This window comes from Microbacterium sp. BWT-B31, assembly GCF_041379855.1.
Classification (GTDB): Bacteria; Actinomycetota; Actinomycetes; order Actinomycetales; family Microbacteriaceae; genus Microbacterium.
On record NZ_JBFECU010000012.1, the window covers coordinates 16,740 to 31,166 of the forward strand.

Genomic DNA, 14,427 nt, shown 5'->3' on the forward strand with positions numbered 1-14,427 from the left:
CGTACGTTCGAGACAACCTTAGGTTAGCCATACCTAAGTGTCCAAATCACCCGAAACCGCACTGACGCACCCGGGGTGCCCGTCGCGTGCGCCCGGCCGGAGAACACGTGAATACGCAGCCCATACCGGATCGCGGGCGCACAGCGATCGCCGCCATCCTCGCCCTCCTGCTCGTTCTGGCGGGGGCGATCACCGCCACCCCCGCCTTCGCCGTCGAGGGGGCGAGCGTCACCGGCACCGTGACCGCGGCTTCACCCACCGGGATCACCGTAGGCATCGAGGCCTCTGGCCTGGGCGAGGTGACCGCCGCGTACGCGACGGTGATCGTCAAGGGCACCGAGGCGCAGCTGTCGCCGAGCTCACCGGCGATCGAGGCGCACGCGACCGACGGTTCGCTGAGCGGCGCACTGGAGCTTCCGGCATCGGGTCTCGACCGCACGCAGCAGTACGAGGTCATCCTGTGGCAGACGCGATCGCTGCCGTCGGCCGCGACGATCTACGCGCGCGCCGACGTCTCGATCTCGCCCGTGCAGTGGGAGGCGGTGTTCCCGCCGACCGCGACGGCGACGATCCTCACCGTGTCGCCCGAGACCACAGCCGTCGAAGGCGCCCCGGTCACGCTGACCGCGACCATCTCGCCGGACGCCGCCGGAACCGTCGTGTTCCGTGCCGATGCGACCGACCTCGGCTCGTCGCCCGTCGCCTCGGGAACGGCGACGCTTGCGACCTCGTCGCTTCCGGTGGGATCGAGCTCGCTGACGGCCGAGTTCACGCCGACGGATGCCTCCACCCACGCGGCTTCGACCTCTGAGGCCGTGTCGTACACCGTGACGGAAAAGCCCGCCGACCCGCAGCCCGCCGTGCCCACCGTGACCGTGTCGAAGACCTCGGGGCTGGATGCGGCGGGAGAGACGATCACTGTTCGAGGCAGCGGGTTCGCGGCCGACCCGCCCGCCACCACCGCGACGCGGCCCCCGCTGGCGGGCAGGTTCGGTGGCGCGTACATCGTCTTCGGCAAGTTCCTCGACACGTGGGAGCCGTCGGTCGGCGCGCCGAGTTCGGCACGCAAGGTCCTGGTGCAGAAGTGGGGCGTGGGCGCGGCGGACGTCGCCGCGGTCGGCGGCGCGAGCGCCGGGGCGATCGCCATCGCCGCGGATGGCACCTTCGAGACGACCCTGACCGTGTCGAAGACCGAGGCATCCGAACTGCTCTCCGGCAACTACGGCATCTACACCTACCCGGGTTCGGGTGCGGTCTACGCCCCGTTCGAGACGTACACGCCGATCGCCTTCGCCGAACCCGCTCCCGTTCCGTCGCTGTCGGTGTCAAAGACGACCGGCCTCGACCGGGATGGCGAGACGCTGACCATCACCGTCGAGAACTACGACGCGACGGCCGCCTCGAAGTACACGGCGGGCAAGGCCGGGTTCTATCTGCAGGTGGGCTGGACAGCGGACGCGTGGCGCCCATCCGACGGAGCGCCCTCGGCTGCGCGAACGAACGCGTACAGCACCTGGGTCGCAGATGAAGCCAACACGAGCGCACCCACGAAGTGGGTCGACAACGGCGACGGCACCGCCGATGCGAGTTGGCAGGTCACGATCACCAAGGCCGCCCTCGACGCGAAGGCTCTCACGGGCGGAACGCTCGCCGTGTTCACGGTCGGCGCGGGCGGAGTCGTTCAAGCCATGAATGAGCTCGCGGTGCCGATCGCTTTTTCCGCACCCGACCCCGTCCGCGCGATCGAGGTCACCGTGACGGATGCCTCGGCCTCCGCCGGCGCGACGCTGAAGGTCACCGGCTCGGGCTTCGGCGACGTGACCGGTGCGTACGCGGCGATCATCGAGAAGGGGACGGAGTCCGCCGTGACTGCTGCCGGCGGCTATGTCGCGTTCGGCTACTGGGCCGGCGCGATCGTCGACGGACAGCTCGACAGGACGCTCGTCGCACCGGTCGACAAGCTCGACCCGGCCAAGCAGTACGAGGTCATCGTGTGGCAGCTGCACACCAACCCGGATGCCGGCACGATCCATGCCCGCGCCGACGTGCCGCTCACCGCGGATCAGTGGAGAGCAATCTTCCCGCCGGTGACGGCGCCGACCGATCCGACCGATCCGACCGACCCGGTGACTCCGCCCGCGGCGGTCGCGGGCGGGTCGCTGCGCTGGGCGATCTCGACTTCGTTCTCGAACTACGTCACCGGCGACATCGCGCACGGCAGCATCGCCGTGGGCGGCGGCGCGACCCGCGCGAACGGCTCGTTCCAGTTCGGCCAGGCCGCGGGCAGCACCTACGACCCGGCGACCGGCCTCGGCACGGTCACGTACACCGGGTCGGTGCGCTTCACCGGCCACAACGGCGCGCTCGACGTCACCATCGCGAACCCCCAGGTGCGCCTGACGTCGGCGGCGACCGGGTCGCTGTGGGTCACCAGCGGCGGCTCGCAGGTGAACTTCGCGACGCTGAACCTCGCCGCCGCCGCGGTGCTCACCAGCAGCGGGGCGACGACCTACTCGAACGTGCCGGCCACGCTCACCGCGGCAGGCCGCGATCAGGTGCTCGGCGGGTTCTCGACCGAGCTCGACGCGGTGACCTTCACGATCGGCTCGCCGGCCGCCGCCCCGACGGGATCGATCGGCACGGTCGCCTCGGCGCCGCGCCCCGCCGCCCCGCCGGTGATCCCGTCGACCGCACCGGCCACAACCGGCATCGACGCCGCCCCGGACCAGCTCGCGGCGCTCGCCGCCGGGCTTGTGGCGACGGTGTCGGCGAGCGGGTTCCAGCCCGACGAGTCCGACATCCAGATCGTCGTCTATTCCACGCCGATCGTGCTGGGCACGGCGAAGGCGGATGCCTCGGGCACCGTCACCTGGACCGGCTCGGTGCCCGCGACCCTCGAAGACGGCGAGCACACCCTGACCTTCCAGGGCTCGGTGGACCGCGGCATCCGCTTCACCCTCGCTCGCGCGGCCGCGCTCGCCGCCGCGTCTTGCGTGGTCGACGGCGCGCGCCTGGACTGGGGCTTCAAGGAGTCCTTCCGCGCCTACATCGAAGGCATCGCAGCCGGCGGCTGGGAACTCGACGGCGTCGAGTACGTCTACCCCGAGTACGTCTGGACCGGCGGCACCGGATCGGTGGACGACGGCACCCGCACCGGGCTCGTCACCTACGGCGGCAGCATCCGCTTCACAGGTCACGACGGCGCTCTGGACACGACCCTCTCCCACGCGCGGGTCGAACTTGCCGGCAGCACCGGCTACCTCGTGTTCGACGTGACCGGAACGACGCAGGCGGGCCAGGCCGTGCAGTCCGCCGGCGTGCGCTTCGCGGAGTTCGCCCTGCCCGACCTCGAGGCCACGGGCGAGGGCATCGTGCTCGACGCGCTGCCGGCGACCCTCACCGCCGCCGGGGCGACCGCGTTCGGCACCTACCCCGCGGGGGAGGAGCTGGATGCCGTCTCGGCGGTGCTGCCGCTCGGCGACGCGTGCGACACCCTCGCAACCGTCGCCGACGAGCCCACGGCAGAGGCTGCCGAGACCGAAGCGGTCACCGCGATCTCGGCGGTCGCGCCGGGTGCTCCGGCATGGCCGTGGATCGCGGGCGGCGCGGTGCTGCTGGCCGCGATCGGCGCAGCCGCCTGGATCGTCGTCGCGCGGCGCCGCCGCGCGGTGGTGACCGCGGGAGACGACCGCAGCGCCGAGTGACCGCAGCGCCGAGTGACCGCCTCGCCTCCCTCGTTGGGAGGGCCCACGCAGCCTGAGGGCGCTCCGCATCCGCCGGAGCGCCCTCAGGGTGGGCGAACCCCGCAGCCTGCGCGTGCGACGACGAATCGATGCGGCCGGTTCCGGGCAATCCAGGTGAGTGGGGTATTATCCGAGACTCAACCGTCAGCGCCGTGGGCAGGACCTCAGCCCTCGCATCCCCCGAGATGAACGGCCTTCGGCGGGAAGGCGACCCCGTGGCAAAGCTCCCAGTGCCGGCCGACCTCGGTCAGGGATCATCGCCGGGAAGGACACATGCCCGAGCTGTCGAGCAAGCCCACCCTCACGATGAAGTGGTGGCGAGGCATCCGACCGCGCCTGATCGGCGTTCTGCTGATCCCGATGATCGCAGCCCTCGTGCTGGGCGTGCTGCGCGTCGAGAGCGCCGTCGCAGCAAGCGCGGACGCGCTGCGCGCCGAGAGCCTCGCCAACGCCCTCCCCGACAGCTTCCGCCTCGGGATCCAGCTGACGACCGAGCGTGAAGCGGTGAACGCCGCGATCCCGACGGCGACCAAGGAACGCATCTTCACCAACACCGACGAGGCGATCGACGCCTGGCTCGACGTGGCGACAGACATCGACGACTCCGAGGACCCCGCTCTCGCGGAGGACCTCGACGCGGTCAGAGCGGGGCTGAACGGCATCGGCACTCTCCGCGAGCAGATGGTCGATCTCGACACCCGGTCTGACGCGACGACGGCCTACACCGACCTGCTCAACACGCTGTTCGGGCTCTCGACTCAGCTCCCGGCGCTCGGGGACCCGTCGATCTATCAGCAGACCGGCGCGCTTGCCAAGGTGCGCACCGCCTCCGAGGTGCTGGGAGTGGTGCGGGAGGTGGTCTCGCAGGCGCTGGTGACCGGCGAGGTCAGTCCCCGGGGGCTGATGGAGCTCGCGGGCGCCCAGGCCGTGTGGGACCAGGCGAGCGACGAGTTCATCGGGGGGTCCTCGCCGGCGGCTTCGGGACTGTTCGAGGATCTCACCGACCGGGGGCCCGACGCGATCCTCACCCCGCTGCACGTGATGGATCAGATCGTGCGGGACGGCGGGATCGATCAGACCGCCCTCACCCTGCCGGCATGGCTGCAGCTCTACTCGGGATTCGTCGCGAACATGGAGAAGGTCATCGTCCGGGCAGCGGACGACCTGGCCGCAGACGTCACCGACGTGCGGCAGGCCGCGCAGCAGACCGCGCTGCTGACCGCCGGCATCGTCCTGGGCGTGCTTCTGGTCGCGCTCGCGGTCACGCTGCTGGCAACCCGATCGATCCTGCGGCCGCTGGTCCGGCTGCGCGAAGCCGCGCTCCGGATCGCGAGCGAAACGCTCCCCGGGCGGGTGCGCGACATCGAGAGGGCGGACGGCCCTGTCGACACCTCGGTGCAGCCGATCGGCGTCACGGGACAGGACGAGATCGGCGAGGTGGCCGACGCCTTCGACGCGGTCCACGCCGAGGCGGTGCGACTGGCCGGTGAGCAGGCGCAGCTGCGTGCGAACGTCAACCGCATGTTCGTCAACCTCGCACGCCGCAGCCAGAACCTCGTCGAGCGGCAACTGCGCCTGATCGACCAGCTCGAGGCCGGTGAGCAGGACCCGGCACAGCTGGCGAACCTGTTCCAGCTGGACAATCTGGCCACGCGGATGCGTCGCAACGACGAGAGCCTGCTCGTCCTGGCCGGAGGCGACACCGGTCAGGCCGCGCGCGGAGACGTGCCGGTTATCGACGTGCTGCGCGCCGCGGCATCCGAGATCGAGCAGTTTGCCCGCGTCGAGTTCGACTCGGCGGAGTCGGCCGAAGTGCGCGACTCGGTCGCCGGCGACCTGGTTCACCTGCTGGCCGAGCTGATCGAGAACGCCGCCAGCTTCTCGCCGCCGGACACGCCGGTCGTGGTCCGCACCCTGCCGCACAGGCCGGGCGACTCGCTCATCATCGAGATCCACGACCGCGGCATCGGGATGACCCCGGACGAACTGCTCGCAGCCAACACCAAGCTCAGAAGCACGAGCGGCATGGACGCCGACGTCGCGCGCATGATGGGCCTGGTGGTGACCGCCCGCCTGGCCGATCGTCACGGCATGTCCGTCTCGCTGCGTGCGGGCAGCGCGGGCGGTGTCGTCGCGCGGGTCGGGATTCCGACGGGTGCGCTCGCCGAGAGCCGGACGACCCCGCTGCCGATCGTGAGCACGTTCGGCCGCAAGGAGCCGGCCAGCTCGTCGCCCGCCGCCTCGACCGAGAGTGCGACGACCGCCGACTCGACGGCTCTCGCGCCGGCGCAGCCGGCCACCCAGGCGATGCCGCTCGTGCAGGCGCAAGCGATCACCAAGGCGCCGCCGATCGCGCAGGCGCAGCCGGTCACCCAGGCGATGCCGGTCGTGCAACCGCCCGCGGCCACGCCGACTCCCGCACCTCTCGCGCAGGCCGCGACCGCAGCGCACGACGCGGAGAACCCGCCGATCATGTCGCTGCCTGTGCGTCACGACCGCGACGACACCCCGATCTTCGCCGCGCTCCAGTCCGAGTGGTTCACGCGGCGCCGGCCGCTCGGCGCAGGCCGCGACACGAGCGCGCAGACGGAGGGGCTGCACAGTCCGCAGAGCTGGTCCTCGCCCGGCGACGTCGGATGGAAGCGTGCCGCTGAGGTCGCTCAGCGCCCCCAGGAGCCGGAGCTGGTGACGGCGGGCGGGCTTCCCAAGCGCATCCCCGGACAGTACCTGATGCCGGGTGCGGCTCCGGTGACCCGGCAGTCCGCCGCCCCGGTGCCGCGCACAGTCGACTCGCGTCGCAGCGGCGCCCTGGCGAGCTTCCAGCGCGGCGTGAGCCAAGCCCGAGACGACTCGGCGCAAGACCCATTCCGATCCGATAGACGGGAAGACGAGTGACCACCGCTCCTGCGAACCTCGACTGGCTGATCGACAGCCTCACACAGCGCACCGCCGACGTCGCGCACGCCATTCTGGTCTCCGCCGACGGGCTGCCGATGGCGCGCTCGGCGGCCTTCCCGCCTGATCGCGCCGACCAGCTGGCCGCGATCACCTCGGGTCTGACCAGCCTCACCCAGGGCGCCGCGCGCGCTCTCGGGGCCGGCCAGGTTCACCAGATGGTGGTGGAGATGGACGGCGGCTACCTCGTGCTGATGTCGGTCGGCGAAGGCTCGAGCCTGGCGGCGCTGGCGAGCCCCCAGTGCGACCTCGGTCAGGTGGGCTACCAGATGCAGCTGCTGATCGCACGTGTCGCGACCGCGCTCACACCCGAGATCCGCACCGCCGCCCAGCCGGGCGGCTGACCCCGCCGGCCGCACGAGGACCCACCGTGAGCTCGCCCGACGACACTCCATCGCAGCTGGTCAGGCCCTATGCCCTGACTCGCGGCCGCACGGCGCCCACCCGCGCGTACCCCCTGGAGGCACTGGTGCGCACCGACCTCGAGATGCTCGACGGCCTCCGGCTCTCGCCGGAGGAGCGCTCGATCGCCGAGCTGTGCCGCCGCAGTCGCTCGGTGGCCGAGGTCGCGGCGCTGGTGCACATCCCGCTCGGCGTGGCGCGGGTGCTCATCGGTGACCTCGTCGAGCGCGGCGTGGTGAGGGTGCATACGCAAGCAGAACCCGATTCCGCCCCCGGCGCCGCGCTCCTTGAGCGCGTGCTCAGTGGGCTGCGCAAGCTGTGAGGAGAAAGACATCGTGAACACCGACACCAGTCAGGCGACTCTTTCGGCGAAGATCGTCATCGCCGGGGGGTTCGGCGTGGGAAAGACCACCCTCGTGGGCTCGGTCTCCGAGATCGACCCGCTCACCACCGAAGCGGTCATGACCTCGGCGAGCGTGGGTGTCGACGACCTCTCGGCCGTGCCCGACAAGACGACAACCACTGTCGCGATGGACTTCGGACGCATCTCGCTGGATTCCGACCTGATCCTGTACCTGTTCGGCACTCCGGGGCAGGACCGCTTCTGGTTCATGTGGGACGACCTCACCGTGGGCGCGATCGGCGCCGTCGTGCTGATCGACACCCGCCGCCTGAGCGACTCGTTCGGTGCGATCGACTACTTCGAGTCGCGCGGAACGCCGTTCATCGTGGCCCACAACGTGTTCGGCGCCGAGTACCGCCACACGTCCGAGCAGATTCGCGAAGCGCTGTCGTTGCGACCCGAAGTGCCCATCATCGCGTGCGACGCCCGGGACCGGGAGTCCACCAAGGCGGCGCTGATCACCCTCGTCGAGCACGTCCTCGCGCTGGTGGCGTCGGACTCCGCAGCCCGGTAGCGGCGATGGGTCGCCGACAGAGTGGGACAATGGATGCATGACCACCGGCGACGCCCCTGACCCGGGGCGCGACATCCCCGCCGCGCCCGACCCGGATCCCGCGGCGCCCGCAACCCATCCCCACGCCGAGCTCATCGAAGACGAGGTCGAGCGCGTGCGTGTGCGGCGGGCCCCGAAGTACGCCGTGTTCATCGTGCTCGGCGCGGCGCTCGGGCTTCTCGTCGCGCTGGTCCTCACCTTCTCGTTCAACGGCACCTCCGACGCGAGCCCGTCGACGGGCCTGGTCTACTCTCCGCTGTCGGTATTCGGCTTCCTCTCCCTCATCGGCGTCGCCGTCGGCGTCGTGGTCGGCGGCGTGACGGCTCTCATCTTCGACCGCGTGCTCGCGCGCCGGGCCCACGACGTCGCGGTCGACCACGAACGGATCCACACGGTCGACTGACCGCCGCGAGGTGACCGAGTCGTGGGAAACACACGGTGTCTCTGCCGCGATCTTGCCGAGGTCGCGCCGCACTGGATCGCGAAGCTCATCCGTCGCGAGAGGGTGAGGGAGATCTGCGGGCGCGTCCCCTAAGCGAGCTCGGCGATGATCGGATGGATCGCCGCGTCGAACGCCACGACATCGCCGCGCAGGCTGTCGGTGACGGCGATCGTGAGCGCCCCGATCCACCACACGCCGCGCTGGGCGAGCGGCAGCACCTGCACGTTGAGCTCGAACGAATGCGCCCGGCGGCCCACCTGGCGCTCGTGCTCGGCGATCGCGCTCGCGTAGGCGCGGTACGAGACACCCGGCTTGGCCGAGGCATCCTTCGCATAGCGGCTGTGGGCGGACTGCGAGAACGCGACCGCCTCAACGGCGTGCGGCACGATCGCGGCGCGCAGGTCGTCGGCCCCGGTCGTGGGCAGCGCGACGAGCGTGCCGAACTCGTCGACCAGTTCGAGCGGGACAGGCGACGGATGCGCCGTCGGCTCGACGGTCATCGCCCAGTATTCGCGCCACTGGCGCTCGAGCACGTCCTGGGCCTGTTCGGATCGCGTGTTCACGCGGGCGGGGATGCCGCGCAGCGAGGGCAACTCGTCGGGCGAGCGGATCCCGAGCACCTGGCGCAGGTAGAGGGCGAGCAGGATCGGCTGACCCGCATCTTCGCGGATCACCCACTCCGGAGCACCGGCGCCGCCCATGCCGCCATTGTAGATCGCCCCTCCCAGCCCCGGACCGCCCACGGCGATCGGGCCGCGATCGGCGAGTCGGGAGGCCGGGCACGACGAAGGTGGGAGCCAGTGCATCCGCTCAGGAATGCGCCGGTAGGCTGGTTGCGTGGCCTCCCACTCCTCAGGCGCCTCCGCGAACCCGTATTCCGAAGCCGGCGTCGACACCGCTGCGGGTGATCTCGCGGTGGAGTTGATGAAGTCGGCCGTTCGTCGTACCCACGGGCCAGAGGTCCTGGGCGGGGTCGGCGGGTTCGCCGGCCTCTTCGACGCGAGCGCCCTGCGTGCCTACGACAAGCCGCTGCTGGCAACCAGCACCGACGGGGTCGGCACGAAGGTCGCCATCGCGCAGGCGATCGACAAGCACGACACGATCGGGCTCGACCTGGTCGGAATGGTCGTCGACGACATCGTCGTGGTGGGCGCGAAGCCGCTGTTCATGACCGACTACATCGCGTGCGGCAGGGTCTTTCCCGAGCGCATCGCCGACATCGTGCGCGGCATCGCCGCCGGGTGCGCCGAGACGGGCACCGCGCTCGTCGGCGGCGAGACGGCCGAGCACCCGGGTCTTCTCGGCCCGAACGACTACGACGTGGCGGGCGCGGCGACAGGCGTCGTCGATGCGGGCCGCGTGCTGGGCGCCGAGCGCGTGCAGGCGGGCGACGTCGTGCTGGCACTCGCGTCCAGCGGCCTGCACTCCAACGGCTACTCCCTCGTGCGCCACATCGTCGCCGGCGCCGGCATCAGCTACGGCGACCGCGCGCCCGACCTCGGCTCTCGCGCGACGACGTGGGGCGAGGCCCTGCTCGAGCCGACGCGCCTGTACACGGCGCCTCTGCTGCGGCTCATCACGCAGATGGGCGACCGCGTCCACGCGCTCAGCCACGTGACCGGCGGCGGCATCGCCGCGAACCTCGCGCGCGTCCTGCCGTACGGCACCTGGGTCGATGTCGACCGCTCGACGTGGTCTCCGTCGCCGGTGTTCCGCGTGCTGGCCGATCTCGGCCACCTCGACCTCACCGCGACCGAGGGCACGTGGAACCTGGGCATCGGCTTCCTCGCGGTCGTCTCGGCGAGCAAGGCGGAGGCGGCGGCATCCGCTCTCGCCCACGAGGGCATCGCCACCTGGCAGGTCGGCGTCGTCAACGACTCTCCCCTTCCCGAGGGCGAGTTCGAGCAGGGTGCGAAAGGCGTCGACGGCGGTGCCGTGCGCCTGGTCGGCACCTACAAGTAACGGAGCGAAAACCACCTCATGTGCGGCATCGTCGGAATGGTCGGTCAGGAGTCGGTCAACCAGGAGATCTACGACGCGCTGCTGCTGCTGCAGCACCGCGGCCAGGACTCGACCGGAATCGCAACCGCCGAAGACAACGGCGTGTTCCATCTGCACAAGGCGCGCGGGCAGGTGCGCGAGGCGTTCCGCACGCGCGACATGCGGGCGCTGCTGGGCAACATCGGGCTGGGCCACTGCCGCTACGCGACCAAGGGCACGGCCTCCAGCGAAGAAGAGGCGCAGCCCTTCTACGTCAACGCGCCCTACGGGATCGTGCTCGTGCACAACGGCAACCTCACCAACACGCGCGAGCTCACGCAGGAGCTGTTCCGCAAAGACCGCCGGCATCTGAACACCAGCTCCGACACCGAGCTGCTGGTGAACGTGCTCGCCAACGAGTTGCAGGCGTCGATCTCGGGTCTGAACCTCGACCCCGAGCAGGTGTTCCAGGCCGTCACGCGCCTGTACGAGCGCGTCGAGGGCTCGTACGCGGCGATCGCGCTGATCGCCGGCTACGGGCTGCTCGCGTTCCGCGACCCGTTCGGCATCCGTCCGCTGATCCTCGGTGTGCGCGAGCTCGAGGGCGGCCGTTACGAGTGGATCGTGGCATCCGAGTCGCTCGTGCTCGAGAACGGCGGGTTCCAGGTCGTGCGCGACGTGCTGCCCGGCGAGGCGGTCTTCATCGACATCGACGGCACCCTGCACACGCGCCAGTGCGCGAAAGAGACGCAGCTCGTGCCGTGCGCGTTCGAGTACGTCTACCTCGCGCGGCCCGACTCGATCATGAACGGCATCTCGGTGTACGAGGCGCGGCTGCGTATGGGCGACCGCCTGGCCGACACGATCGCGAAGTACACCCCGAAGGGCAAGATCGACGTCGTCATGCCGATCCCGGACTCGTCGCGCCCCGCCGCGATGGAGGTCGCCCGCAAGCTCGGCGTCGAGTACCGCGAGGGCTTCTACAAGAACTACTACGTCGGCCGGACGTTCATCATGCCCGGGCAGGCCGTGCGTCGAAAGAGCGTGCGGCAGAAGCTCAACGCGATGTCGACCGAGTTCAAGGACAAGAACGTTCTGCTGATCGACGACTCGATCGTGCGCGGCACGACCTCGAAGCAGATCATCCAGATGGCGAGGGATGCCGGCGCCAAGAGCGTCACGTTCGCGTCGGCCGCCCCGCCCGTGCGGCACCCGCACGTCTACGGCATCAACATGCCCTCGCGCGGCGAACTCGTCGCGCACGGCCGCACGATCCCCGAGATCGCCGAGGAGCTCGGAGCCGACTACGTGGTCTTCCAGGAGGTCGAAGACCTCAAGGCCGCGATCCTCGAAGGCTCCGACATCGAAGACCTCGACATGAGCTGCTTCGACGGGCGCTACATCACCGGCACTGTGACCGACGAGTACCTCGCTTGGGTGGAGGGCTCGCAAGAGAGCTGATGACGGATGCCGCGGCATCCGTCACCAGCCCCTTGAGTCGCGCGGGGGTCAGGCGGTGACGCGGGCGCCCTCGAGCACCTCGAGGAACGCCTTCATCCACGTGCCGTTGTCGGGCCACGCGCGGGCCGACACGAGGTTTCCGTCGATGACGCCACCGCCGTTCTCGAAGACGCCGCCCGCGGTCTCGACGTCGATCGCGAGCTCAGGGTAGGCCGACGTCGTGCGGCCCTTGAGCACGCCGGCCGCGGCGAGCAGCAGGGGCCCGTGGCAGGTGGCCGCGACAGGCTCGTTCTTCTCGAAGAAGTGCTGCACGATGCGCTTGGCGTCGGCATTGTTGCGGATGTACTCGGGCGCGCGGCCGCCGGGTACGACGATCGCGACATAGTCGTCGGGGTTCACGTCGGCGAACGCGATGTCGGCGTCCCACGTGTGGCCGGGCTTCTCGGTGTAGGTGTCGAAGCCGTCGACGAAGTCATGCACGACGAACTGCAGCTTGCGCTTCTCGGGCGCGCCGATGTGCACTTCGTACCCGGCCTCCTGCAGGCGGTGGTACGGGTAGAACACCTCGAGGGTCTCGGCGGCGTCGCCGGTGAGGATGAGGATCTTGTCGGCCATGAGGGGTTCCTTTCGAGACGACCGTGTCTGTCGCTTGAATCCTGATTCCGGATGCCGCCGCCGTCCACGCCGGTTCTCACGATGTGCGAACCGCCTGGCCGATCCGCCGCCGGGGCGGCCTACACTTGCCGCATGGCTGGAGCCCTCGAGGCCCGCGACGGCGCGGGCATCCGATCCGCGGATCGCGTGCTGCGGATCCTCGACGAGGTCGGTGAGAGCGCCGACGGTCTGAGCGCCGCCGAGCTCGCGGCGCGGCTGGGACTGTCGCCGGCCACGGCGTACCGGCTCATCGCGACGTGCGTCGCGCACGACTATCTGGCCCGCGGCGACGATGCCCGCTACATGCTCGGGCGGGCGGTGGAGGGTCTCGGCCGGGCCGTGCGCGCACAGCTCGTCGTGACACCGGCGGTGCGGGGCATCCTGAGCGATATGCGCGACACCGCTCGCGCGCCCGCCTACCTCACGGTCTTCCGCGGCGACGACATCGCCGTCGCGCACATCGCCGACTCGCCCGCGCATCCGCGGATCGGACAGCTGCACGTGGGCTTCGCCGAGGCGGCGCACGTCACGGCGTTCGGAAAGCTCATGCTCGCGGCGCGCGACGACGACGGGGTGCGGCGCTACCTCGCCAAGCACGGCGCGCGCTCGATCTCGCCCCGTTCGGTCACGAACGAGCGCACGCTGCTCGACCAGCTCGACGACGTGCGCGCGCTGCAGGTCGCCGTCGAGGTCGAGGAGTACATGCCGAAGCTCGCATGCATCGCCGCCCCGGTGCGAGCCCGCAGCGGACGCACCGTCGGAGCGGTGTCGCTGTCGACGACGGCCGATGAGTTCGCCTCACGTGCACACGAACTCGAGCGGATCGTGCGCCGCGGTGCGTGGCACGTCTCGAGCAGTCTGCACGCGTGAGGCGAGCAACGCCCTCGGGCGGCTCGGCGCCGTCAGGCGTCAGCCGACCGCGGTGCCGAGGGCTGCGCCCTCTTCTTCTCCTTCATCGTCCTCATCCTCGTACTGGTCGGCCCACTTGTCGACGTACTCGTCTTCATCGTGGTGACCGAGCTCCCGCTCCAAAGCGGAGTAGTTGACGCTCGGGCTGTACGACTTGAGTTCGCGGGCGATCTTGGTGTGCTTCGCCTTCTGACGGCCACGCCCCATGCGAGACCCCCTCATTCTCTGGAGTCGCGGGCTTTGCGCGGGCCCGCCGCAATCATGATCCGGCCAAGCCGGTAAGAGTAGCATTCAGGATAACACGGAGCCCCCTCCACCCCGGTGGCTTCGACACGTCGTCAATAGGGGGCGAGCGCATATGTCCGACGCGGAATCCGCGAGCGGTGACCAGACGCAAGACCAAGACGATGCGCAGGCGGATCTGCCGCACGGCGCCGTGATCGCCGGGGTCGTTCCCGGCCTGTCGCCCCGCGTTCTGCGCGAGGCCGCCCGCTACGCGAAGCTGCTCGGCGCCCCCCTCATCGTCGCCCACGTCGACGTCACGCGCTTCGTCACCTACGAGGACCCCGACGGCTACGTGCACTCGGCGCAGATCGACATGAACATCGCCACGGGCGATGCGGCATTCGAGCAGGTGACGGCCGAGGCATCCGATGTGCTTGCCGGCCGCGGCGTGGAATGGAGCGTCCAGCAGCTCGTCGGCGACCCGGCGCCGGCGCTCAAGCACCTCGCCGATCAGGTCGAGGCCAAGCTCATCGTGATCGGCACGCGGCGCCGCGGGTTCGGCGAGTCGATCCGCGAGTTCTTCACCGGATCGGTCGCGGCGCGCCTCGCACACCGTCAGCATCGCCCGCTGCTCGTCGTGCCGCTCGGCGAGCCCATTCCCGACGACCAGGAGGAGTGGCCCGAGTAGGCCGCTTGCCGA

At 70.4% G+C, this 14,427-nt stretch carries 13 protein-coding genes; 10 read left to right on the top strand and 3 right to left on the bottom strand.

Annotated elements, in window-relative coordinates; genetic code table 11:
• Positions 1–107: 107 nt before the first annotated feature.
• From AB1K54_RS12755 to AB1K54_RS12780, 6 genes are all read left to right on the top strand, one after another.
• Positions 108–3,704: an HtaA domain-containing protein gene (locus AB1K54_RS12755; protein WP_371203131.1), complete on the top strand. Its 3,597-nt coding sequence runs from the start codon at positions 108–110 to the stop codon at positions 3,702–3,704.
• Positions 3,705–4,016: 312 nt separating this feature from the next.
• Positions 4,017–6,638 (top strand): nitrate- and nitrite sensing domain-containing protein, encoded by a 2,622-nt coding sequence (locus tag AB1K54_RS12760; RefSeq protein WP_371203132.1) that lies wholly within the window; start codon positions 4,017–4,019, stop codon positions 6,636–6,638.
• Positions 6,635–7,042: a roadblock/LC7 domain-containing protein gene (locus tag AB1K54_RS12765; protein WP_371203133.1), complete on the top strand. Its 408-nt coding sequence runs from the start codon at positions 6,635–6,637 to the stop codon at positions 7,040–7,042. Before AB1K54_RS12760 ends, AB1K54_RS12765 begins: the two co-directional genes overlap by 4 nt.
• A gap of 26 nt (positions 7,043–7,068) precedes the next feature.
• Positions 7,069–7,422 (top strand): DUF742 domain-containing protein, encoded by a 354-nt coding sequence (locus AB1K54_RS12770; protein ID WP_371203134.1) that lies wholly within the window; start codon positions 7,069–7,071, stop codon positions 7,420–7,422.
• Between the two features lie 13 nt (positions 7,423–7,435).
• Positions 7,436–8,017, top strand: a complete 582-nt coding sequence (locus tag AB1K54_RS12775; RefSeq protein WP_371203135.1) for an ATP/GTP-binding protein — start codon at positions 7,436–7,438, stop codon at positions 8,015–8,017.
• Between the two features lie 37 nt (positions 8,018–8,054).
• Entirely contained in the window at positions 8,055–8,459 is a 405-nt protein-coding gene (locus AB1K54_RS12780) for a potassium transporter Trk (protein WP_371203136.1), read from the top strand.
• Positions 8,460–8,587: 128 nt separating this feature from the next.
• Here AB1K54_RS12780 and AB1K54_RS12785 read toward each other — a convergent pair whose 3' ends face one another.
• The gene (locus AB1K54_RS12785) at positions 8,588–9,199 is read right to left on the bottom strand and encodes a zinc-binding alcohol dehydrogenase (protein WP_371203137.1); all 612 of its coding nucleotides are present in this window, start codon (positions 9,197–9,199) and stop codon (positions 8,588–8,590) included.
• 136 nt (positions 9,200–9,335) lie between these two features.
• Here AB1K54_RS12785 and purM point away from each other — a divergent pair, with 136 nt between their 5' ends.
• Both purM and purF read left to right on the top strand, forming a co-directional pair.
• On the top strand, positions 9,336–10,460 hold the full coding sequence (gene purM, locus AB1K54_RS12790; protein ID WP_371203138.1) for a phosphoribosylformylglycinamidine cyclo-ligase: 1,125 nt from the start codon (positions 9,336–9,338) through the stop codon (positions 10,458–10,460).
• Positions 10,461–10,478: 18 nt separating this feature from the next.
• Positions 10,479–11,939 (top strand): amidophosphoribosyltransferase, encoded by a 1,461-nt coding sequence (gene purF, locus AB1K54_RS12795; protein ID WP_371203139.1) that lies wholly within the window; start codon positions 10,479–10,481, stop codon positions 11,937–11,939.
• 48 nt (positions 11,940–11,987) lie between these two features.
• Here purF and AB1K54_RS12800 read toward each other — a convergent pair whose 3' ends face one another.
• Positions 11,988–12,554, bottom strand: coding sequence for a DJ-1/PfpI family protein (locus tag AB1K54_RS12800; protein WP_371203140.1), 567 nt, complete (start codon positions 12,552–12,554; stop codon positions 11,988–11,990).
• Positions 12,555–12,686: 132 nt separating this feature from the next.
• Between AB1K54_RS12800 and AB1K54_RS12805 the strand changes: the two genes are divergently transcribed.
• Positions 12,687–13,463, top strand: a complete 777-nt coding sequence (locus AB1K54_RS12805; protein WP_371203141.1) for an IclR family transcriptional regulator — start codon at positions 12,687–12,689, stop codon at positions 13,461–13,463.
• A 39-nt stretch (positions 13,464–13,502) separates the two neighbouring features.
• Here the strand turns inward: AB1K54_RS12805 and AB1K54_RS12810 are convergent, their stop codons facing one another.
• Complete coding sequence (locus AB1K54_RS12810) at positions 13,503–13,709, bottom strand: DUF3073 domain-containing protein (RefSeq protein WP_371203142.1); 207 nt, start codon at positions 13,707–13,709, stop codon at positions 13,503–13,505.
• Between the two features lie 151 nt (positions 13,710–13,860).
• On the opposite strand from AB1K54_RS12810, the gene AB1K54_RS12815 reads away from it, so the two are divergent.
• Positions 13,861–14,415 carry a universal stress protein gene (locus AB1K54_RS12815; protein WP_371203143.1) on the top strand — a complete coding sequence of 185 codons (555 nt, stop codon included), beginning with the start codon at positions 13,861–13,863 and terminating at the stop codon, positions 14,413–14,415.
• Positions 14,416–14,427 lie beyond the last annotated feature (12 nt).

Excerpts from the sequence above, each read along its gene's own strand:
- AB1K54_RS12760 (WP_371203132.1), top strand. The coding sequence starts at position 4,017 with ATGCCCGAGCTGTCGAGCAAGCCCACCCTCACGATGAAGTGGTGGCGA.
- AB1K54_RS12780 (WP_371203136.1), top strand. The coding sequence starts at position 8,055 with ATGACCACCGGCGACGCCCCTGACCCGGGGCGCGACATCCCCGCCGCG.
- AB1K54_RS12785 (WP_371203137.1), bottom strand. The coding sequence starts at position 9,199 with ATGGGCGGCGCCGGTGCTCCGGAGTGGGTGATCCGCGAAGATGCGGGT.
- purF (WP_371203139.1), top strand. The coding sequence starts at position 10,479 with ATGTGCGGCATCGTCGGAATGGTCGGTCAGGAGTCGGTCAACCAGGAG.
- AB1K54_RS12800 (WP_371203140.1), bottom strand. The coding sequence starts at position 12,554 with ATGGCCGACAAGATCCTCATCCTCACCGGCGACGCCGCCGAGACCCTC.
- AB1K54_RS12805 (WP_371203141.1), top strand. The coding sequence starts at position 12,687 with ATGGCTGGAGCCCTCGAGGCCCGCGACGGCGCGGGCATCCGATCCGCG.
- AB1K54_RS12810 (WP_371203142.1), bottom strand. The coding sequence starts at position 13,709 with ATGGGGCGTGGCCGTCAGAAGGCGAAGCACACCAAGATCGCCCGCGAA.
- AB1K54_RS12815 (WP_371203143.1), top strand. The coding sequence starts at position 13,861 with ATGTCCGACGCGGAATCCGCGAGCGGTGACCAGACGCAAGACCAAGAC.